Source organism: Paludicola sp. MB14-C6, assembly GCF_030908625.1.
Lineage (GTDB): Bacteria > Bacillota > Clostridia > Oscillospirales > Ruminococcaceae > Paludihabitans.
Window position 1 is genome coordinate 1,741,764 of sequence record NZ_CP133133.1, and the last position, 22,189, is coordinate 1,763,952.

Sequence of the window (22,189 nt, forward strand, 5' to 3'; positions counted from 1 at the left end):
CTTACGCTTCCTTTACTAGCTGGTTGGATAATAAGATAAATTGTTCTAAGGTTAGCTCTTCTGCTCTTGCCGTTGGTTTGAGCCCAACTTCTGCTAAGGCTGCAATAACAACTTCTTTTTTTATGCCCATAAGCGAAGAAACAGGGTTTGCCAGTGTTTTTCTTCTTTGAGAAAATGCGGCACGAATTAACTTAAATAAATGTTGCTCATTTTCTACATTCCTTGGAGTTTCTTGTTTGATGTCTAAGCGGATGACCGTTGAATCCACATTGGGAGCGGGCATAAAGCTGCCTCTTGATACTTGAAACAATACCTTTGGATCACTGTAATAGCAAACAGCAGCGGTTACAGCACCACAATCTCTCGTGCCCATTTTTGCGCATAAACGCTGTGCAGCCTCTTTTTGCACCATTACTGTGATTGATTGAATTGGCAAACGTTGTTCCAATAATCCCATGATAATAGGCGAAGTGATATAGTAAGGCAAATTTGCACAAACTGCAACATTCATACCTTTAAATTCTTCTTGAATCAGTTTGGCTAAATCAACCTTTAAAACATCTTCATTAATAACTTTAACATTGTTGTATTCCGACAGCGTTTCGTTTAATACGGGGATTAGCTTGCTGTCTATTTCAATTGCAACTACTTTTTTTGCCCTCTTTGCAAGCTCTACTGTTAATACGCCGAACCCTGTTCCAATTTCAATAATACCGAAGTCTTGGTTAGCATTACCCATTTCTGCAATTCGTGGACAAACGCTTGGATTGATAAGAAAGTTTTGACCAAGTGATTTAGAAAAAGTAAAGCCATGACGTTTCATAATATCTTTTATTGTGTTTATATTTGAAAGATTGTTCATTGAAAACTCCTTTTGTGTTTCTTATTAGTACTATTATAACGGAAAGTTGTATTATTGTATAGAGGAATTGATTGAAATGGAAAAAGATAGGATTGCAAAAAATTGCAAGTTAACGTATAATGAAAACATAAATTCGTAATCCATTTAAGGAGGAACAAATATGACAAGACGAGATAAAATAAATTATTATTTAGATATTGCTCAAGCAGTTTTAGAAAGAGGAACTTGCCTTAGAAGAAATTATGGTGCAATCATTGTGAACAATGATGAGATTGTTTCAACCGGTTATGTTGGCGCACCAAGAGGAAGAGAAAATTGTTCTGATTTAGGTTATTGCACAAGGGAAAAGTTGAATATTCCAAGAGGAGAACGATATGAGCTTTGCCGATCTGTGCATGCGGAAGCAAATGCAATTATATCTGCTTCAAGAAATCAAATGATTGGTGCAACTTTGTATTTGGTTGGGGTAAACTATGCAACTAAAGAATTGATTCCTGATGCTGCTCCTTGTTCTATGTGTAAACGAATGATTATCAATGCCGGAATCGGTACTGTTATCGTGCGCAATACAAAAGAAGAATATACTACATACAATGTGGAAAATTGGATATCCGAAGATGAATCCTTGGAAGGTAAATTAGGGTATTAATATTTCATGAAAGCTCCTCTAATGTAAATAGAGGAGCTTTTTAGTTATATTTTACAAACAATAAACCCGTAACTTATGTATTTTAACTAAAAAGAATGATTGAGCATGAAAAAAGTTCGGCGTTTCATAAATTGATATTTTTGTGGAAAAATGATATTATACTAATGTAGTATATTTTAATATACGTTATTGGTATACATTGTATTTGATAAAGGAGAAAAGAGATGGATTTCAACAGAACAAAATGGGTAGACAGCGTTAACGTTCGAGATTTTATAATAAACAATTATACTCCATACGAAGGCGATGAAAGCTTTTTAGTTAACCCAACACAAAAAACTGTGCAACTATGGAACAAAGTAAGCGCATTGATGAAAGAAGAGCATAAACGTGGTGGCGTTTATGATATCGATGCAGATACTATTTCAACAGTAAACGCACATGAAGCAGGTTACATTGATAAAGAGCTTGAAACAATTGTAGGTTTACAAACAGATGAGCCATTAAAACGTGCAATTATTCCGTTTGGTGGATATCGTATGGTTCAAACATCTTTAAAAGCATATGAAAAACCAGAAAACAAAGATGTTGCAAATGTATTTAAATATAGAAAAACTCATAATGATGGTGTTTTTGATGCTTATACTGATGACATGAAAAAAGCTCGTCATACAGGTATCATCACTGGTCTTCCAGATGCTTATGGCCGTGGAAGAATTATTGGTGACTATCGTCGAGTTGCATTATACGGTGTTGATTACTTAATGCAACAAAAACAAAGAGCACTAAAAGAAGACTTAGTTCTTGATATTATGGATAGTCCAACAATCCGTTTAAGAGAAGAAGTTTCCGAGCAAATCAGAGCATTGAAAGAACTAAAAGATATGGCTGCTAAATACGGCTTTGATATTTCAAAACCTGCTACTGATACAAAAGAAGCGATTCAATGGTTATACTTCGGTTACCTTGGCGCAGTAAAAGAGCAAAACGGTGCTGCAATGTCTATTGGTAGAGTATCCACATTCTTAGATTGCTATGCTGAAAAAGATTTAGCTTCCGGTAAATATACAGAAGAAGAAATCCAAGAATTCGTTGACCATTTCATTATGAAATTAAGAATGGTTCGTTTCTTAAGAACACCTGCTTATGATGAATTGTTCTCTGGTGACCCAACTTGGGTAACAGAAGCATTAGGTGGTATGGCATTAGACGGAAGAACTTTAGTAACAAAAATGACATATCGTTTCCTACACACTCTTGTAAACTTAGGTCCGGCACCAGAACCAAATATGACAGTTTTATGGTCTCAAAGACTTCCTGAAGCTTTCAAAAAATTCTGTGCAAAAATTTCAATTGAAACTTCATCTATTCAATATGAAAATGATGACCTAATGATGCAAAAATTTGGCGATGATTATGGTATTGCTTGTTGTGTATCTGCAATGAGAATTGGTAAACAAATGCAATTCTTCGGCGCTCGCGCAAACCTTGCAAAAGCATTACTATATGCATTAAATGGTGGTAAAGACGAGAAATACAACGAGCAAGTTGGCCCAATGATTGCTCCAATTACAAGTGAATATTTAGATTATGATGAGGTAATGGCACGTTTTGACTTAATCTGTGATTGGTTATCAAAACTATATATTAACACATTGAATATTATTCACTACATGCATGATAAATATAGCTATGAGAAATTACAAATGGCTTTACATGATGAAGAAATTCTTCGTACTTCTGCTTGTGGTTTAGCTGGACTTTCTGTTGTTGCGGATAGTTTATCTGCAATCAAATATGCTAAAGTAAAAGCAATTCGTGATGAAAATGGTTTAATTAAAGATTTTGAAATCGAAGGCGACTTCCCTAAATTCGGTAATAATGATGAGCGTGCAGATGAAATTGCTGTAGAGCTAGTAAACAGCTTTATGAAGAAAATCAGAAAAGTACGCACATATCGTGATAGTGTTCCTACAATGTCTATTCTTACAATTACATCAAATGTTGTATATGGTAAGAAAACAGGTTCAACTCCAGACGGCCGTTTAGCTGGCGAGCCATTTGCACCTGGTGCAAACCCAATGCATGGACGTGACACAAGAGGTTGTGTAGCTTCTATGAAATCAGTAGCGAAGCTTCCTTATGAAATGTCTGAGGATGGTATTTCTTATACATTCTCAATTGTTCCTGATGCATTAGGCAAAGCAGATGAAGAAAAAGCAGAAAACTTAGTAACATTGATGGATGGTTATTTTGCAGAAGCAGGCCACCACATTAACGTTAACGTATTAAATCGTGAAGTATTACTAGATGCTATGGATCACCCAGAGTTATACCCACAATTAACAATTCGTGTTTCCGGTTATGCTGTAAACTTCATTAAGCTTTCAAGAGAACAACAATTAGACGTTATCAACAGAACATTCCATACAAGATTCTAATTGAATATTATAATAGTAAAAGGAGTAAGCGTTGTGCTTACTCCTTTCAGTCTGAAGAAAAAGCCCGATTTTGGCGTAACCAAAGTCGGGCTTTTGAATATATGGTTGAAAATTTGAAAAAAGTGGAAAGGATACAAAAAGGAGAGTTCACCCTCCACTTATGTATTGCCAGCTTTTTAAGGTTCATGCACGCAAATTTAAGCCTAACCCAGTTTGTTACTTGGGCAAGACCTCGATAAGGTGTATAACGCATTGCGTATTTTTCTTTCGCATCGGGTATACCAAGAATTTTGTGTAAATATAAAAACAATCAGAACAAGAAATAGGAACAAAATAGTAATTGACATAGTGTATAGGTTAGTTGAAACAAGTTTATTTAATGACAAAAGGGGCATGCCCCTTTTGTCATTAAATTTTGGCGGCTGAACATAGAATCATCCAGCGATTCTGTCCGAAAACATGATGTTTAATTGGTTTAAAACAACGTCCCAATTTCGACAACGTTGTGTCCATCGTTCGACAATTTTCTTTGAAGCTAAATACAGTATCCTTTTTAAACTATCATCATTTTGAAATGATGGTTTGTTCTTGGTTATTTGTCTGAACTGCCTGTTTAATCCCTCAATAATATTAGTTGTGTATATTATTTTCCTTACATCAGTTGGATATGCAAAAAAGGTTGATAGTATATCCCAGTTATCCTCCCAACTCTTTATGCAAGAAGGATAACTTTTACCCCATTTTTCTTTGAATGATATTAGATTATTCAATGCTTCTTCCTCTGTAACAGCTTGATATACTAGTTTTAGATCTGCCATTAACTTCTTGATATCTTTGTATCCTACATATCGTGTTGAATATCGAATTTGATGTATAATACAACGTTGAATGTGCGCTTTGGGATATGCTGCATTGATTGCTTCTTTAAAACCTTTTAAACCGTCAACACAAAATAGGTATACATCTTGCAAACCCCTTGATTTCAAGTCATTCATAACGCTCAACCAGAATTTTGAGCTCTCGTTTTCTCCAATCCAAATGCCCAATATATCTTTATTTCCTTCAAGTGTAATTCCTAAAACCACATATGCTGCTTTCGTTACAAACTGATTGTTTTCTTTTACTTTGTAGTGTATTGCATCCATGAACACAAATGGGTATACACTATCTAGTGGACGGTTTTGCCATGCTGTTACTTCCGGCATTATTTTTTCTGTTATCTTGCTTACTAGTCCATCTGAAATTTCTACATCATAAAGATTTTTTACTTGTTCAGCAATATCTCGTTGAGACATGCCACAAGAGTAAAGTGCAATAATTTTTTCTTCCATCCCGTCAGCATTACGATTATATTTACCAATAATTTGTGGTTCAAATTCACCGTTTCTATCACGAGGAACATTAATATCCACTTCGCCAAGTTGTGTTTTAACTGTTTTCTTTGAATATCCATTTCGATAATTTTTCGACATGCTTTTTCCGTCATCGTTCGCTATTCTTTGACTTTTTTGGTAACCCAATTCTTCGTCTAATTCACTATCCATAACTTGCTGAAGAACATCTTTGAACATCTCTTTCATTGCCTGCATAACCTCTGTTGTGCTTGTGAAGTTTTGGCTGTTCACATACTCTTTTAATAACTCTTTCGGTTGCTTTTCCATAAAAAAATACTTCCTTTCATACTTGAATTTATTATCTTAATTCTTGTCTGATTGGAAGTACCTTATTCACTTTTACACAAAATTTTCGGGAGTCTCTTCGCATCAGCAAAAACTCGCTCAATCGTTTCTTTTCGCTGTGCATAAAGATCTTTGTATTTTATTGCATAACGAATATCTGAAACTTGCTCTAAGTACTCATGCCAAACATGAACTGTGTATTGTTTCTGGAATTCTTTACTTTCAGTGCATTTGTAACGAAACCCACAGATTTTACAGTCGTTTGGATTGCTTTTAAATTCTTTGTATCCTTCTCTATTCGTGGTGGAATAGTGTAAAACTTTATTGTTTGGACATACTACACAGTCAAAATATTCATCATATGAAAAATCATATTTCTTAAAAAAGCCTTGTTTTGTCATTGGTCTACGATATGGTACTAATAAATCTTTTCCATCATCTATAAGTCTTTTTGCAATATAGGGAGTATTGTAGGCACTATCTGCCACTATTGTTTGGATTTCGGGGTGGTTTTCTTTTAATTTATCATACAAATCATCGAATGCTACGCTGTCATGTACATTGCCTGCTGTTACATGAACATCTACAATGTAGCCTTTTTTGTCACAAGCTGTATGTGCTTCATAAGCAAGGCATTTCTTATGCTCTCCTTTATGAAATACACCGCTTTCAGGGTCAGTGGTTGATTCATTGATGATTTTTTCTTCTATTTTAGGTGGCTTTGTATCGTCAAATGGCTTTTTTTTATGTTCTTCTCTATCTTTATTGATTTCGTCCATTAGTTGTTTCTCATAATGTTTTGCTGCTACGGGGATTGATTTCTTTACAACCTTTTTTATATTTGCATTTGCTTTTATATGGGTTCCATCTACAAATACCACCTCTGGGTCAAGATATCCCATATCATTGATTTCATTCAATATCCAGTTGAAAATGCATGCAATAGTATTCTCGTTAAATCTATGTTTAAAGGCATAACTTATTGTTGTAAAGTGAGGTATTTGTTCTGTCATTAAATATCCTAAAAACCAACGATATGCACAGTTCATTTGTACTTCTTCTACCAATTTGCGCAACGAACTTATTCCATACAAATGTTGTATTAAGACCATTTTGATTAGTACTACTGGGTCTATGCTTGGTCTTCCATTATCTTTACAATACAAATCCTCTACGAAATCATATATATGACAGAAATCCACTGCACTATCTATTTTTCTAAGCAAATGTTCTGCTGGAATAAATTCTTCTAAGCACAAAAACTCTACTTGTGTTCGGTCTTTTTTAGCTTTAACTAACATTTAATCACCCTATTTAATTATACCATTTTTCGCGTCAAAAGTCCCCTAAATCATCAAATTTAGGGGACTTTTTCTACAAGCTGAAAGGAGTAAGCGTTGTGCTTACTCCTTTTGTGGTTCATGGGCTTTTTCTGCATGGGATTGATGTGCTTCGTTGTAAGATTATGTTGCTAGGATACAAGAAATGTTTGGAAAAATTGAGTGTACAAAGAAAATTTATAGTGATATAATGGTGATAATGAGTATTTTTGTGAGGTATTAAAGATAATGAAACTACAAGCTGAAGATATTTATTTAGCAACATTGGTACGTAAAGATTGCAAAACAATTTGGAACGATTTTGAATATGATTTTAATAATCCTACAGAACAATTAAACATAGGGCATTCTGAGGAAAAATCAGATCAATGGTTTGATGATATCCAAAAGCAACAGGGAAAATCGAATGTTAGACTTGGTATTTTCTTAAATGATGGAACAGTAATTGGTGATATTGCATTACAAGATATCGATAGAACAAATCGTAACTGTTCAGTTGGTATGGGTATTGCTAAAATTGAAAATCGTTGCAAAGGTTATGGTCAACAAGCAGTTAATTTAATTCTAAATTATGGCTTTGAATACTTAGGCATGGAAAGAATAACAGCAAATACTCTTGAAATTAATATAGGAGCACAAAAATCTCTAGAAAAATGTGGTTTCATTCTAGAAGGGAAAGAACGAAAAGCAATATACTTAAATGGTAAAAAATACGACAGATTTAATTACTCTATATTGAAAGAAGAGTACTTGACAAAATGAGAATTTTACTTAGAAAACAAGGTTCCTATTTAACAAACAGTACCTTTAGTTATAAAATTTTAAAGTGTATTTTAGGAGGTCAGTTTAGGATGTCCGCCTAATTTCAAAAAGTGAAAGCCTAGTAATGATCACATAAGCTGATTATCAGACAAAAGCTTGTAAAAATAAGCGGTTTTTAGTAATAATAAAGCATATTTATTTAAAACAATTGACATACTCTTAATAATCACCTATGATTATAATAAATAGGGGTTTGTTGCTTATACAAATTTTATTTAGAGTCATTAACTGTGATTTTAAACTTGGATTTAATAAGCACAATGAAAAGGGAAGTTGGGTGAAATTCCTACGCAATCCCGTTGCTGTAATGTGGAGCATACTTTCATGATGTCACTGGAATACTGGGAAGACGAATGTGTGTGATGAAGCTAAGCCAGAAGACCTGCCTTTATTTAGATTGCATTTTTCTGCGTGGATACAGAGAATGTTATTTATGGGGTATTGTTTTGTACGATTGTAGTTTTTTCGGTACATACTGATTATTCAATAAATAATAAAAAGGCTCTAACGCAGTATTTGCGATAGAGCCTTTTGGCTTTTTCGCAACTATTGGAGGTGAAAGAGTTTATTAGTCGAACCTATTTTTACTAAATTGGAGGAGAAAGTATGTTTAAAAAATCTGAAAAAAGAATTATTTTATTCTCATTCGTTATTTCATTATTTTTAGCAGTACAAATGAATGTAAGTGCAATGCATATCATGGAAGGCTTTTTGCAGCCGGTATGGGCTATTAGCTGGGGTGTTATTTGCATACCATTCATTGTTGCAGGCTTCTTTGCAATTAAGAAAAAAGTTACTGCAAATCAAAAAAATCTAGTTTTACTTGCACTATGTGGTGCGTTTGCATTTGTTTTATCAGCACTTAAAATCCCTTCTGTAACTGGAAGCTGCTCACACCCAACTGGTGTTGGACTTGGTGCTATCTTATTTGGACCTCTTGTTATGTCTGTTATCGGTGTTATTGTTTTGCTGTTCCAAGCGCTTTTGCTTGCTCATGGTGGAATAACAACACTAGGAGCAAATACATTTTCAATGGGAATTGTTGGTCCTATCGTTTCTTTTTTCATATATAAAATCTGTAGAAAATCTAAAGTGAGTGTAGGAATATCTGTATTTCTTGCAGCGTTTTTAGGTGACTTACTTACATATGTAACTACTTCCGTTCAACTTGCCTTTGCACATCCTGATGGTGGTAGCGTTATCGCATCACTTGTAAAATTCTTGAGTATATTTGCATTGACACAAATTCCACTTGCGATATGCGAGGGATTGGTAACCGTAGTTGTATTCAATGTAATTGCAAAATACAGAAGCTCAGAACTTAAAGAATTAACAGTTATTTAGGGGGTAATAATATGTCAATGTTTAAAAAGAATCTAATACTGATAATTATTGCAGTTGTGATTGCTGTTGTTCCGCTCGTTATCTTTAAAAATGCAGAATTTGCAGGAGCAGACGGATTAGCAGAAGAAGCGATAACAAAAATTGATCCAAACTACAAGCCTTGGTTTGAACCGATTATTGAACTGCCAAGCGGTGAGGTTGAATCATTACTTTTTTGTACTCAAGCAGCAATAGGCGCTGGAATCATGGGATTTATATTTGGCAGAATGACAGCTAAGCCAAAAAAAGAGGAAAAAGATGATAAAAATAGATAGCTATGCTTATTCATCAAAACTTTCTAAGGAATTGCCGAAAAGTAAATTACTTTTCGGCTGTATTCCTTTAATGATATGTTTATTTGCAAATTCATTTTTAGCAAATATCGTTACAATAATTTTAATGGGGCTAATATCGGTTAAATATACGCAAATAGGTTTTAGAAAATATTTGAATTTGATGTTGATTCCATTTGCTTTTTTAATCATAGGTACTTTGTCTATTATTATTTCTAAGCATTCAATTGGCCATAGGGTTTTACTTGGTTTTCAACTTCAAAATAGTGTTTATGGTATTGATTATACTTCTTTAATGTATGGATTAAACCTTATTTTGAAAGCACTTGCAGCGGTAAGCTGTATGTATTTTATTTCGTTAAATACTCCGATGACAGATATTTTAGCAGCATTAGAGAAATTGAAAATTCCAAAGTTAATGATTTCGTTGATGGAGCTGATTTATAACTATATTTTTATTCTTTTGGATGAAGCTGCAAAAATGAAAATTGCCCAGTCATCAAGGCTTGGATATATTGATTTTAAAACTTCGGTGAAATCAACTGGTGAGCTGATAGCAAGATTGTTTCTGAGAACCTATATGCGTTGCGACAGAATCTATTCAGCACTTGAATCACGAGGCTATACCGGCGAATTCAAAACACTTGAAAAAACATATGGCAATCAAAAAAAATTGATGTTGTTTTCAATATTAAATGGAGTGATACTAATTGCAATATCATTCATTGAAAGGAGGTTTATACTGTGAAATTAATCGAAACAAGAAACTTAAGTTACAGCTATGACCAAGAACATCTTGCTTTGAATCAAGTGAATATTTCAATTGAAAAAGGTAAGGTTACGGCAATATTAGGCGGAAACGGTGCGGGAAAATCCACCTTGTTTTTGAATTTAAACGGTGTACTTACCCCTTCCGAAGGTGAAGTTTATTTTGATGGCAAATTGGTTACATATAACAAGAAAAATATCATGGAACTTAGAAAACGTGTCGGAATTGTATTCCAAGATCCCAATGACCAGCTTTTTTCAGCAGATGTATTAAGCGATATTTCTTTTGGACCTATGAATTTGGGGCTTTCAAAAGAAGAAACAAAAAAAATTGTAGATGATGTTATTATGAAAACGGGTATACAGGAATATGTAAATAAGCCAACTCATGCGTTAAGCTTTGGACAAAAAAAGCGTGTTGCAATAGCCGGAGTCTTGGCAATGAAGCCTGATATCATCATACTGGATGAACCAACCGCAGGGCTTGACCCGAGCGGAGTAAGCGATATTTTAAAACTTCTTACCGATTTACAATCTCAAAACAATCTAACAATCATTATTTCAACTCATGATATAGATATTGTACCGCTTTACTGTGATTATGCATATGTACTTGATCACGGAAAAGTAGTATTAAGCGATACGAGTGAAGAACTGTTTACAAAGGCAGATGAACTTAGAAGTTATTCATTAAGACTTCCAAGAATAGCGCATCTTATGGAAATATTAAAAAAAGAAGATCATATGAATACTGATGAAAGAGCCTCAACCATTTCAAAAGCGAGAAAGAATATCAGGGAGTTGCTGCAAAGTGAACAAAAATAACGATATTGTAGTGAAAAACGGTCAAAAGCTTCGTTGTGGTTATACAACGGGGAGTTGTGCGACAGCGGCGACAGCCGCTGCAACACAAATGATTCTATCAGGGCAGCGAGTTGATCATATAAAAATTATGCTACCAAACTCAAACGAGGCTTTATTTGAAGTAAATGATATTAACATAGGAGAAAACTTTGCCTCTTGCAGTGTGCAAAAAGATGCAGGAGATGATCCCGATGTAACCGATGGAATAAGGATTTTTTCAAAGGTCATGTTATGTGATAAAGGAATCCATATTAAAGGTGGAAAGGGCGTTGGCTTAGTAACAAGCAAAGGTTTGCAATGTGAAGTTGGCGAGCCTGCTATCAATCCCGTTCCAAAAAAAATGATAACGCAAAATGCACAAAAGATATGCGAGAAATATTCCTATGATAAAGGATTGGAAATAACAATATCCGCTCAAAACGGAGAAGAAATTGCAAAAAAAACGTTTAATCCAAGACTCGGAATAGTAGGCGGAATTTCTATTTTAGGTACAACCGGAATCGTTGAGCCTATGAGTGAAAAAGCGCTTATTGATACAATTAAGGTATTGATTGATAAGCAAAAAGTGAAAAATGAAAAATTGATATTGATTTCACCAGGTAATTACGGAAGAGATTATTGTAAAAATGTCTTACATTTTGATATTGATAAAGGAATTAAATTTTCAAACTATATTGGTGAAACACTGGACTACTTGGTCTATAGCGGATTTGAAAAAGTCTTACTTGTCGGACATATTGGAAAGCTTGTTAAAATTGCAGGCGGAATTATGAATACCCATTCTTCATATGCTGATTGTAGAATGGAAATTTTAGCAGCTCATTCAGCTATGGCTGGAGCTACTAGCGTAACAATAAAACAGATAATGAACTGTAAAACAACGGATGAAGCAATCGAAATAATAGAAAAAGCGGGATTGAAAAATCAAGTTTTTGCTTCAATAAAAGAAAAAATACAGTTTCATATAGATTATAGAACTAAAGGTAAAATGCAGGTTGAATTTTATATTTTTTCAACGGATGATAGCATTATTACGCAAACAGAAAATGCAGACGAATTTGCAAAAGAAATAAGGGGTATTGAAGATGAAAGCGAAATTCTATAGCGTGGGTACAGGTCCTGGTGATCCGAAATTAATAACATATAAAGCGGTTGAAGTAATAAGAAATTGCGATATTATTGCAGTTCCAAACAGCGGTGCAAGTGAAAATGCCGTATTGAAAATTGTGGCAGAGCATATTAAGGATAAAGAAATAATCTATTGCGATATGCCTATGATTCGAGATAAAGCTAAATTAGAGGAATATCATCAATCTGCGGCAAATTTGCTGGCAAGTTATCTCGACCAAAACAAGAGTGTTGCCTTTTTAACATTGGGCGATCCTACCATCTATTCTACAACGCTATATGTTCATCAAAAGCTTCAAAATATGGGCTATGAAGCTGAAATTATTTCGGGCGTTCCGTCTTTTTGTGCAGTCGCAGCAAAGTTAAACATTCCTCTTTGTGAGGGGGGAGAGCCGCTTCACATCATTCCTGCTTCATACGAAGATACCGAACAAGCAGTAAATTACAATGGAAATAAAGTATTGATGAAATCGGGAAAAAGTATAGCTAAAATCAAAGAACTACTGAATGAAAAGCAAGCACAGTCTGTGGAATGCTGTGGAATGGAAAATGAAAAAATACACAAATCCCTTGATACATTAGATGAAAATTCAAGCTACTTTAATGTTATAATTGTAAAGGAGAAAAAATGATGGTTTATTTTATAGGTGCAGGGCCGGGTGCGGTTGATTTAATTACAGTTAGAGGAAAGCAAAAGCTTGAAGAGGCTGATGTTGTAATATATGCGGGCTCGCTTGTGAATCCCGAACTATTAACATATACAAAATCCAATTGTGAAATCTATAATAGTGCAAAAATGACATTGGAAGAAGTTATCGACGTTATGGTAAAAGCCGAAAAAGAGAACAAAATGACGGTACGACTTCATACTGGTGATCCATGCATTTATGGTGCAATTAGAGAACAAATGGACTTGCTTGATGGCTATGATATTGAATATACCGTTGTACCTGGTGTAAGCTCATTTATCGGTGCAGCATCTGCTTTAAAAGCGGAATTTACGTTGCCTGATGTAAGCCAAACGGTGATATTAACCCGTATGGCAGGCAGGACTCCAGTTCCCGAAAAAGAAGATATTGAAAAGCTTGCTTCACACAATGCAACAATGGTAGTCTTTTTAACAAGTACAATGCTTGGCGAATTGTCAAAGCGTCTGATAGATGGTGGATATAAAGAAGATACTCCGGCGGCTATTGTTTATAAAGCTACTTGGCCTGATGAAAAGGTTATTATTACTACCGTTAAGGATATTGAAAAAGCTGCATTGGATAACGATATTCACAAAATGGCACTTATTATGGTAGGTGGATTTTTAGGAGATCGCTATTCACGTTCTAAGCTATATGATAAATATTTTACGCATGAATTTAGAGAGGCAGTAAAATGCGAATAGGATTGCTTTGTTTTACAAGTAATGGTGAAGCAGTTGCAAACAAAATTGCAACGATAGAAAATATTGAATTTACGATATATGATAAAGCTACTCAAAATGTAAAAGAATTCGTAAAAGACTGTTTTTTATTGGATGGTATTATTTTTATTGGTGCGGTAGGCATTGCTGTAAGATTGATTGCACCATATATAAAATCAAAAGATACCGATCCTGCTGTGATTGTAATTGATGAATTAGGCAAATATGTTATTCCAATTTTATCGGGACATATAGGTGGTGCAAATAAGCTTGCTCAAACGACTGCCGACTTTTTAAATGCAACTCCGATTATTACAACAGCAACCGATTTAAACAATGTCTTTGCGGTTGACGTTTGGAGCACAAATTCAAACTGTGTGATACCAGATATATCAAAAATTAAGTATATTTCCTCTGCATTATTAAAAGGCGAACAAGTTGGCTTTGCAAGTGATTTTGAATGTGGCGATCCACTTCCCGATGGTGTAGTGAAAAGTGATAATTTCAATATAGGTATTATGGTTTCTTTGGATGAAAAGAAACATCCATTTGATATTACCCTTAACGTGATTCCAAAAATAATAACCATAGGAGTAGGCTGCAAAAAAAATACTGATGCAAAAGTATTTGAACAATATGTTTTAGATACACTTCAAAACCTTGCCATTTCAATGAAAGCGGTAAAAGAAATTGCTTCTATTGATTTAAAAAAAGAGGAAGAATGTATCATACAATTTTGTAATAAATATAAAATACCGTTTCAAACTTATACTTCAGACGAACTTTCTAAAGTAAAAGGCGATTTTTCGTACTCCGAGTTTGTAAAGAAAACAACAGGAGTCGATAACGTATGTGAACGAAGTGCGGTAATGAAAAACGGTGGAGAATTGATATTAAAGAAACAATCAAATAATGGTATGACAATAGCCATATCAACTGAAAAATGGGGATGTAAATTTTGAATGTACGAATGGCAGGAATAGATTATTCCATGGCAGGGCTTCATATAAGAGAAAAATTTTCTTTTACAAAATCCTGCCAAAATAAAATATATGAAAAGCTTAAATTGAATGAAAATATTCTTGGTTCGGTTATTGTTTCAACTTGCAACCGTACAGAGATTTACCTTTCTTGTGTTGATGGATATGAAGCAAATCCATTTGAAATCATATGTTCAATAATAGATGCTGACTATTTGAAATATCAAAACTTGCACAAAGCTCGTCAAGGTGAAGATTTATTTTGGCATTTATGCAGGCTTTCATGTGGCGCAAAATCTCAAATATGGGGCGAAGATCAAATTATTACGCAAGTTAAAAACTCCCTTATACTTGCAAGAGAAAATAATGCAACGGATAATATTTTGGAGGTGCTTTTTAGAACCGCAATAACTTGTGCTAAGAAAATTAAAACCAAAATTAAATTTTCAAATTCTGAGAATACGGTTGCATTAAAAACGCTTTCGGTTTTGAATAAACATAAGGATATCGGAAATAAAGTTCTCGTAATCGGAAATGGTGAAGTAGGAAAATTAGTTGCGAAAACACTCATTGAAAATGAGTATGACGTTACAATGACATTACGACAATATAAGTATTCTGATGTTCAGCTTCCAATAGGAGCAAAAGCAATTGATTATGCTGAAAGATATGAGAATATGGCTGATTTTGATATATTAATAAGCTGTACATTAAGCCCTCATTTTACTGTTGAGAAAGAAAAACTTTTATTGGTAAAAAGTTATCCGAAGATTATGATTGATCTAGCAGTACCTCGTGATATTGAATCGGATATTGCTGACCTTGGAAATATTACATTGTATGATATTGATACAATAGGTAAAGACGCAATCAATAAATCTCATGCACAACAACTCGAAGAAATTGATGCTATCATAGAAAAATATCATGGCGATTTTATAAAATGGAAAAACTATTCGAAAAATAAGGAGCTAGTTACAATTTGAAAAAGATATATGTAGTAGGAATCGGCCCTGGCAATGAAATATTTATGACAAATGAAGCAAAAACTGCAATACAAGATAGCGATGTTATCGTTGGATATGACCTATATGTTGAGCTGATAAAAGAATTGGTAAGCGGTAAAACGGTGGAATCAACACCTATGAAAAAGGAAGTTGACCGTTGTAAAATCGCACTTGAATACGCTCTAAAAGGACAAACGGTTTCAATGGTATGCAGTGGCGACGCTGGTGTTTATGGTATGGCGGGAATCATGATTGAAGTAGCACAAGAAAATCCCGAGGTTGAAATTCAAGTTGTTTCCGGAATTACTGCCGCTTGTTCAAGTGCCGCAGTGTTGGGTGCTCCGTTGATTCATGATTTTGCAATTGTAAGTTTAAGCGACCTTTTAACCCCTTGGGAAAAAATCGAAAAAAGATTAAGACTGGCTTCTGATGCTGATTTTGTAATCTGTTTATATAATCCTTCCAGTAAAAAACGACATGATTATCTTAAAAAGGCTTGTGAGCAAATGCTGTTGTTCAAATCCCCAGATACCAAATGCGGATATGTTAAAAATATCGGAAGAGAAGGGCAATCCTATACATTATGTACGTTGCAGGAGCTGAAAGATAAAGAGGTTGACATGTTTACAACCGTAATAGTAGGAAACAGCCAAACAAAAGTAGTAAACGGAAAGCTTGTAACACCAAGGGGCTATCATCTATAAAGCTATAAGGAGGCGTTTTGATGGATAAGAAACCAATATTGCTTTTTGCAGGAACAACAGAAGGACGCCTGCTATTTAACGAGCTTACGGACAAAGGCGTTTTGATAGATGTGTGTGTTGCAACTGAATATGGGAAAGAAGTAATTGATGAAAAAAGTGAACACGTATTTGCAAAAAGGCTGAATATTGATGAAATGAAAACGCTGATGCAAAACAATAGCTATGCATTGGTTATCGATGCAACCCATCCTTACGCAGAATTAGTAACTCAAAATATAAAAGCTGCTTGTGAAGCACTTCGTATTCCTTACATCCGACTACTGAGAAAAGAAAGCAATTATTCAGATGTAATCTATTGCGAGAATATAGATGATGCTGTAGCATATTTATCGCTGCATGAAGGAAATGTTTTATCTACAATAGGCAGTAAAGAGCTTAACCACCTTACAACTATTCCAGAGTTTGAAAAAAGAATTTTTGCTAGAATATTACCCTTACCCGATGCAGTTACTTCTTGTTTTGATATGGGTTTTAAGGGAAGCAATTTAATATGTATGCAAGGACCATTTCCCTATGAAATGAATGTTGCAATGCTCAAACAATATAACTGTTGCTATCTATTAACAAAAAGCTCAGGAAATACTGGTGGCTTTGATGATAAAATAAAGGCTGCAAAAGATGCAAATGCCAAGGTTGTGTTAATCGGACGTCCAACGCAAGAACAGGGGCTTTCTTTAGAAGAAGTAAAAGAATATGTGTTTCATCAGTTTGGCTATCAACATTTTGAAAGAAAAGAGTTGAAAACATTCTTCCCTTTCTTTATTGATATTTCAAACAAAAGAGTCCTAGTTGTAGGCGCAGGGAAAATAGCATTACGACGCATTGATACGTTATTAAAATTCAACTGTAAAATAAAAGTGGTTGCGCCAGAGGCTTTAGATGAGATTACAAAGCTTTCTGCGTTGAATCAAATTGAGTATGAAAAGCGTGGATTTAATCCTAATGATATAGACGATATGTTTATTGTAGTCGCCGCTACAGATAACAGAGAAGTAAACCATGATATTGGTGCTTTGGCAAATAGTAAGAATATATATGTAAGCGTTGCAGACTGCAAAGAAGAATGTAATTTCTATTTTCCTGCAGTGATTGAAACGAACGATACGGTAATAGGGGTAACCGCTGAGGGAAAGTCGCATAAGGCGGCTTCACAAATGGCGGATCGAATAAGAAAATTGACTAGGAAAGGCAGTGAAGAGAGATCATGAAAATAAAAGTCGGAAGCAGAGAAAGCAAGCTTGCGGTTATTCAATCCCAGATCGTGATTGATGCTATAAAAAAGAAGAACCCCGATATTGAGGTTGAACTTGTTACAATGAAAACAACAGGAGATATCATTCTAAATAAAACTCTTGATAAAATAGGCGGAAAAGGTTTGTTTGTAAAAGAGCTTGATCGTGCTTTATTAAATGGCGATGCAGATATTACAGTACACAGCTTTAAAGATATGCCTATGGATGTGGATGAAAGACTTCCGATTGTTGCGGTTTCAAAAAGAGAAGATGCTCGAGATGTATTGATACTTCCAAAAGGACAAACAGAAATTGATTTTTCAAAACCAATAGGCTGCTCCAGCGCAAGAAGAAGAATACAACTGCAAAAGCTTTATCCTCAATGCACCGTAAAAAGTGTACGAGGAAATGTACTAACTCGTCTTGACAAGCTTGATAGCGGTGAATATTCTGCGTTGATATTGGCTTATGCAGGAATAAAAAGGCTTGGCTTGGAAGATAGAGTGAGCCGCATATTTGAAACATCAGAAATTTTACCTGCCGCTTGTCAAGGAATTTTAGCAGTGCAATCCAGAAAAGATTTTGATGTTTCATTTTTAGATGAGTTTTGCGATAAAGATACACTTGCAATTTCTATTGCAGAAAGAAGTTTTATCAAAACATTAGATGGCGGTTGTAGTTCTCCCGTTGCAGCATATGGCGTAATAGAAAACGATAATATTATTCTCACTGGGCTTTATGTTGAAGACGATGAGAATCAATACATAATCAAATCAAAAACAGCAAACAAGAGCAAAGCCGAAATTTTGGGTAAAGAGCTTGCAATCGAAATGAGAGAGGGATATATAAATGGCTGAGTATGGTAAGGTGTTTTTAGTCGGAGCTGGTCCGGGCGATGAAGATATGCTGACTGTAAAAGCAAAAAGATTGATTGAAAATGCTCAGGTTGTAGTGTTCGACAGGCTTGTAAGTGAGCCAATTATGAATCTAATTCCCGATAGTGCAATTAAAATTAACGTAGGAAAAAATGTAGGCGATCATCCTGTTCCGCAAGAAGAAATCAATCAAATACTGGTTGATAAAGCCAAAGAGGGCTATGATGTTGTACGCTTAAAAGGCGGGGATAGCTTCTTATTCGGAAGAGGCGGAGAAGAGCTTGAGCTTTTATGTGAAAACAAGATCAATTTTGAAGTAATACCAGGAATCACTTCTGCCATTGCGGCAGCTGCATATGCAGGAATACCTGTAACACATAGGGATTATTGCTCCTCACTTCATATCATTACAGGACATAAGAAAAAAGATGGTGCATTAGATCTTGATTATTCCGCTCTTGTAAAGTTAAATGGAACACTGATTTTTATGATGTCGGTTGCGAATATTGGGGAAATTGCAAAAGGCCTTATGGAGAATGGAATGTCTCCATCAATGGATTGCGCAATAGTTGAAAACGGAACACGACCAAATCAAAGAAAGTTCGTAGCTGATATTGGAACAATCAAACAAGTAATTGCAAACAATAATGTAAAATCGCCTGCACTCATTGTTGTTGGTAAGGTGTGCAGCCTAGCTGATAAATTTGATTGGTTTTCCAATCAACCGTTGAGTGGAAAGCGTATTTTAGTAACAAGGCCAAAAGCAAATTCAAACAAATTGGCTGAAAAGCTGAAAAGCCTAGGCGCAGATGTTATCAGTATAGCGGCAATTAAAACAAAGCCGATTGACTTTATAATGCCGCAACTAGAAAACTATACAATGCTTATTTTTACAAGCGCAGTTGGCGTTGATGTATTCTTTCAAAAATTATTGAGTTTGGGGAAAGATACAAGACAATTAAGCGGATTAAAAATTGCGGTAGTCGGAAAAGAAACGGCGAAAGCATTATTAAACTATGGAATTCAAGCAGACTTTATACCGAATACTTTTAGTGGGGAAATACTTGCGAAAGAAATGCTGCAAAAAGAAGTGATAGGTCAAACGGATAAACTGCTTTTATTACGTGCAAAAGATGCTTCAAAAGAACTTACGAACATCTTAAGTGAATATAACATACGTTTTGAAGAAACCGCAGTTTATGAAACGGTATATGAGAAAAATGACAGTATCAATCCTCTTGATTTTGACTTGGTTACTTTTACAAGCGCAAGCTGTGTAGACGGTTTTATAAATTCAGTCAACAATCCATTTGATTTTTCAACTATTAATGCAGTATGCATAGGCGAACAAACTGCAGCAGAAGCAAAAAAATACAATATGAACATAACCATTTCAAAAGAAGCTACAATTGATTCAATGGTTGAATGTATAGGGGGAATTTATCATGCTTCAAAGAGCCAGAAGACTCAGAGTAAATAAAGATATAAGAGATATGGCAAGGGAGACAAGAGTAAGTAAAAATACTTTAATACTTCCTATGTTCTTAAAAGAAGGCAAAAACATAAAAGATGAAATTTCATCTCTGGATCATCATTATCATTACAGCCCAGACAGAATTTTTGAAGGGATTGAGGAAGGCTTAAAAGCAGGAGTAAACAAATTCTTGCTTTTTGGATTACCTAACCATAAAGATGAAGTAGGCTGTGAAGCATATAGCGATAGCGGAATTGTACAGCAAGGGTTAAGAGCAATTAAAGATCGCTATAAAGATGAAGTTTATTTGATTACCGATATTTGTATGTGCGAATATACTTCACATGGACATTGCGGAATTTTACAGGATGAATATGTAAACAACGATAAAACGCTTGAATATCTTGCAGAAATTGCAGTTTCTCATGCTAATGCGGGTGCTGATATGGTTGCACCATCTGATATGATGGATGGAAGAATTCTTTCTATGCGAAACGCACTCGATCAGAATGGATATACTGAAACTCCAATTATGTCTTATGCAGTTAAATATGCTTCTTCCTTTTATGGACCATTTAGAGCGGCAGCAGATTCAGCGCCAAGCTTTGGCGATAGAAAAAGCTATCAAATGGATTATCACAATATAAAAGAAGGACTAAAAGAAGCAAAAACCGATGAGCAAGAGGGCGCCGACATTATTATGGTTAAGCCTGCTATGTCATATCTTGATGTCATAAAAAAAGTATCTGAAAATACGAATCTTCCCGTTGCTGCATACAGCGTAAGCGGTGAATATGCAATGATAAAAGCGGCAGCAAAAATGGGGCTTATCAATGAATATGGTGTTATGTGTGAAAGTGCCATTTCTATTTATCGTGCAGGTGCCGATATTCTCATTACATACTTTGCAAAAGAACTTGCGGAAGCTATGAGAAAAGGAGATATTGGATAATGACTGAATCTGAACTATTGTTTGATAGAGCAAAAAAAGTAATGCCCGGTGGAGTAAACAGCCCTGTAAGAGCATTTAATGCGGTCGGCGGTGCTCCTAGATTTATAAAATCCGCAAAAGGTGCAAGAATTTATGATGCTGACGGCAGAGAATATCTAGATTATATCGGTTCATGGGGTCCAATGATATTGGGACATGCCAATGAGAAAGTTTTGGATGCAGTATCAAAAACTATGGCAAATGGTTTGAGTTTTGGTGCGGCAACTGAGCTGGAAGTAATTATGGGCGAACTAATAACAAGTATTGTAAAACCAATTGAAATGATTCGAATGGTAAACAGCGGTACAGAGGCTGTAATGAGTGCAATCAGGCTTGCTCGTGGTTACACCCAAAGAGAAAAAATCATTAAGTTTGCAGGTTGTTATCATGGCCATTCCGACGCGATGCTTGTAAAAGCGGGTTCAGGAGCATTAACCAACTCAAATCCCGACAGCAGCGGTGTAACAAAGGGTGCCGCAAAAGATACATTACTTGCGCAGTATAATGATATAAATTCTGTAGCAGAGCTTTTTGATAGCAACAAGGGCGAAATTGCGGCAGTAATTGTAGAGCCGGTAGCTGCAAATATGGGTGTTGTTCCCCCACAAAAAGGATTTCTAGAGGGGCTAAGAAAGCTTTGTGATGAACAGAATGCATTGCTTATTTTTGACGAGGTTATAACAGGTTTCCGTTTGGCTCTTGGCGGTGCAATGGAATACTTTAACGTAAACGCTGACTTAGTGACTTACGGAAAGATTATCGGCGGAGGAATGCCGGTTGGTGCATATGGCGGAAGAAGAGAAATCATGTCTCATGTTTCACCAACAGGAAGCGTTTATCAAGCAGGAACCTTATCGGGTAATCCGGTTGCTATGGCGGCAGGGCTTGCAACCTTAACCGAACTGAAAAACAATCCACAGGTTTATACAAACATTAACACGATGGCATCACGTTTAGCTGATGGTATTAGGAAACACACAAAATATACCGTTAACAATATCGGCTCTTTATTATGCACATTTTTTACCGATCAAAACGTCTATAACTATGAAACGGCAAGAACCAGCGATACAAAGCGTTATGCAAGCTACTTTAACCATATGCTTGATAACGGAGTCTATATTGCGCCTGCACAGTTTGAAGCAATGTTTGTTTCCAATGTGCATACCAATGAAGACATTGATAAAACAATAGAAATTATAAAGAAATTCAAATAACGGAGGTAT

At 35.2% G+C, this 22,189-nt stretch carries 21 protein-coding genes, 1 pseudogene and 1 riboswitch; of the genes and pseudogenes, 18 read left to right on the forward strand and 4 right to left on the reverse strand.

Translation table 11 applies throughout. The features are described from left to right. Position 1: 1 nt before the first annotated feature. On the reverse strand, positions 2-862 hold the full coding sequence (gene rsmA / locus RBG61_RS08405; protein ID WP_307942586.1) for a 16S rRNA (adenine(1518)-N(6)/adenine(1519)-N(6))-dimethyltransferase RsmA: 861 nt from the start codon (positions 860-862) through the stop codon (positions 2-4). 160 nt (positions 863-1,022) lie between these two features. Between rsmA and RBG61_RS08410 the strand changes: the two genes are divergently transcribed. After that, complete coding sequence (locus tag RBG61_RS08410) at positions 1,023-1,511, forward strand: deoxycytidylate deaminase (RefSeq protein WP_307942587.1); 489 nt, start codon at positions 1,023-1,025, stop codon at positions 1,509-1,511. A 224-nt stretch (positions 1,512-1,735) separates the two neighbouring features. Beyond that, a complete protein-coding gene (gene pflB / locus RBG61_RS08415; RefSeq protein ID WP_307942588.1) occupies positions 1,736-3,952 on the forward strand; it encodes a formate C-acetyltransferase in 2,217 nt (738 codons plus the stop codon). A 46-nt stretch (positions 3,953-3,998) separates the two neighbouring features. Here pflB and RBG61_RS08420 read toward each other — a convergent pair. The 3 genes and pseudogenes from RBG61_RS08420 to RBG61_RS08430 all read right to left on the reverse strand — a co-directional run. Beyond that, positions 3,999-4,226, reverse strand: a pseudogene (locus RBG61_RS08420) (hypothetical protein); the annotation flags it as partial. 160 nt (positions 4,227-4,386) lie between these two features. Beyond that, on the reverse strand, positions 4,387-5,613 hold the full coding sequence (locus RBG61_RS08425) for an IS256 family transposase (RefSeq protein WP_307942478.1): 1,227 nt from the start codon (positions 5,611-5,613) through the stop codon (positions 4,387-4,389). Between the two features lie 62 nt (positions 5,614-5,675). After that, a complete protein-coding gene (locus tag RBG61_RS08430; protein WP_307942589.1) occupies positions 5,676-6,932 on the reverse strand; it encodes an IS1182 family transposase in 1,257 nt (418 codons plus the stop codon). Positions 6,933-7,199: 267 nt separating this feature from the next. Here RBG61_RS08430 and RBG61_RS08435 point away from each other — a divergent pair, with 267 nt between their 5' ends. From RBG61_RS08435 to hemL, 16 genes are all read left to right on the forward strand, one after another. After that, positions 7,200-7,733 carry a GNAT family N-acetyltransferase gene (locus RBG61_RS08435; RefSeq protein ID WP_307942591.1) on the forward strand — a complete coding sequence of 178 codons (534 nt, stop codon included), beginning with the start codon at positions 7,200-7,202 and terminating at the stop codon, positions 7,731-7,733. Positions 7,734-8,020: 287 nt separating this feature from the next. Next, positions 8,021-8,197: riboswitch (cobalamin riboswitch) on the forward strand. Between the two features lie 202 nt (positions 8,198-8,399). Further along, the gene (locus tag RBG61_RS08440; RefSeq protein ID WP_307942593.1) at positions 8,400-9,137 is read left to right on the forward strand and encodes an energy-coupling factor ABC transporter permease; all 738 of its coding nucleotides are present in this window, start codon (positions 8,400-8,402) and stop codon (positions 9,135-9,137) included. Positions 9,138-9,148: 11 nt separating this feature from the next. Further along, on the forward strand, positions 9,149-9,451 hold the full coding sequence (locus RBG61_RS08445; RefSeq protein WP_307942594.1) for an energy-coupling factor ABC transporter substrate-binding protein: 303 nt from the start codon (positions 9,149-9,151) through the stop codon (positions 9,449-9,451). Beyond that, positions 9,435-10,217 carry a cobalt ECF transporter T component CbiQ gene (gene cbiQ, locus RBG61_RS08450; RefSeq protein WP_307942595.1) on the forward strand — a complete coding sequence of 261 codons (783 nt, stop codon included), beginning with the start codon at positions 9,435-9,437 and terminating at the stop codon, positions 10,215-10,217. The genes RBG61_RS08445 and cbiQ overlap by 17 nt, the downstream gene beginning before the upstream one ends. Beyond that, positions 10,214-11,062 (forward strand): ATP-binding cassette domain-containing protein, encoded by an 849-nt coding sequence (locus RBG61_RS08455; protein ID WP_307942597.1) that lies wholly within the window; start codon positions 10,214-10,216, stop codon positions 11,060-11,062. The genes cbiQ and RBG61_RS08455 overlap by 4 nt, the downstream gene beginning before the upstream one ends. Continuing rightward, a complete protein-coding gene (gene cbiD, locus RBG61_RS08460; protein WP_307942599.1) occupies positions 11,049-12,206 on the forward strand; it encodes a cobalt-precorrin-5B (C(1))-methyltransferase CbiD in 1,158 nt (385 codons plus the stop codon). Before RBG61_RS08455 ends, cbiD begins: the two co-directional genes overlap by 14 nt. After that, positions 12,187-12,861, forward strand: a complete 675-nt coding sequence (gene cobI, locus RBG61_RS08465; protein WP_307942601.1) for a precorrin-2 C(20)-methyltransferase — start codon at positions 12,187-12,189, stop codon at positions 12,859-12,861. The genes cbiD and cobI overlap by 20 nt, the downstream gene beginning before the upstream one ends. After that, positions 12,861-13,622, forward strand: a complete 762-nt coding sequence (gene cobM / locus RBG61_RS08470) for a precorrin-4 C(11)-methyltransferase (protein ID WP_307942604.1) — start codon at positions 12,861-12,863, stop codon at positions 13,620-13,622. The genes cobI and cobM overlap by 1 nt, the downstream gene beginning before the upstream one ends. Further along, entirely contained in the window at positions 13,613-14,602 is a 990-nt protein-coding gene (locus tag RBG61_RS08475; RefSeq protein ID WP_307942606.1) for a cobalt-precorrin 5A hydrolase, read from the forward strand. Before cobM ends, RBG61_RS08475 begins: the two co-directional genes overlap by 10 nt. Next, complete coding sequence (locus RBG61_RS08480; protein WP_307942608.1) at positions 14,599-15,606, forward strand: glutamyl-tRNA reductase; 1,008 nt, start codon at positions 14,599-14,601, stop codon at positions 15,604-15,606. The genes RBG61_RS08475 and RBG61_RS08480 overlap by 4 nt, the downstream gene beginning before the upstream one ends. After that, the gene (cobJ, locus tag RBG61_RS08485; RefSeq protein ID WP_307942610.1) at positions 15,603-16,331 is read left to right on the forward strand and encodes a precorrin-3B C(17)-methyltransferase; all 729 of its coding nucleotides are present in this window, start codon (positions 15,603-15,605) and stop codon (positions 16,329-16,331) included. The genes RBG61_RS08480 and cobJ overlap by 4 nt, the downstream gene beginning before the upstream one ends. 20 nt (positions 16,332-16,351) lie before the next feature. Continuing rightward, positions 16,352-17,599: a precorrin-6A reductase gene (gene cobK / locus RBG61_RS08490; protein ID WP_307942612.1), complete on the forward strand. Its 1,248-nt coding sequence runs from the start codon at positions 16,352-16,354 to the stop codon at positions 17,597-17,599. Further along, positions 17,596-18,480, forward strand: a complete 885-nt coding sequence (gene hemC / locus RBG61_RS08495; protein ID WP_307942615.1) for a hydroxymethylbilane synthase — start codon at positions 17,596-17,598, stop codon at positions 18,478-18,480. The genes cobK and hemC overlap by 4 nt, the downstream gene beginning before the upstream one ends. Beyond that, on the forward strand, positions 18,473-19,978 hold the full coding sequence (gene cobA, locus RBG61_RS08500; protein WP_307942616.1) for a uroporphyrinogen-III C-methyltransferase: 1,506 nt from the start codon (positions 18,473-18,475) through the stop codon (positions 19,976-19,978). Before hemC ends, cobA begins: the two co-directional genes overlap by 8 nt. Continuing rightward, positions 19,944-20,924 carry a porphobilinogen synthase gene (gene hemB, locus RBG61_RS08505; RefSeq protein ID WP_307942617.1) on the forward strand — a complete coding sequence of 327 codons (981 nt, stop codon included), beginning with the start codon at positions 19,944-19,946 and terminating at the stop codon, positions 20,922-20,924. Before cobA ends, hemB begins: the two co-directional genes overlap by 35 nt. After that, positions 20,924-22,180, forward strand: coding sequence for a glutamate-1-semialdehyde 2,1-aminomutase (hemL, locus tag RBG61_RS08510; RefSeq protein WP_307942620.1), 1,257 nt, complete (start codon positions 20,924-20,926; stop codon positions 22,178-22,180). The genes hemB and hemL overlap by 1 nt, the downstream gene beginning before the upstream one ends. Positions 22,181-22,189 lie beyond the last annotated feature (9 nt).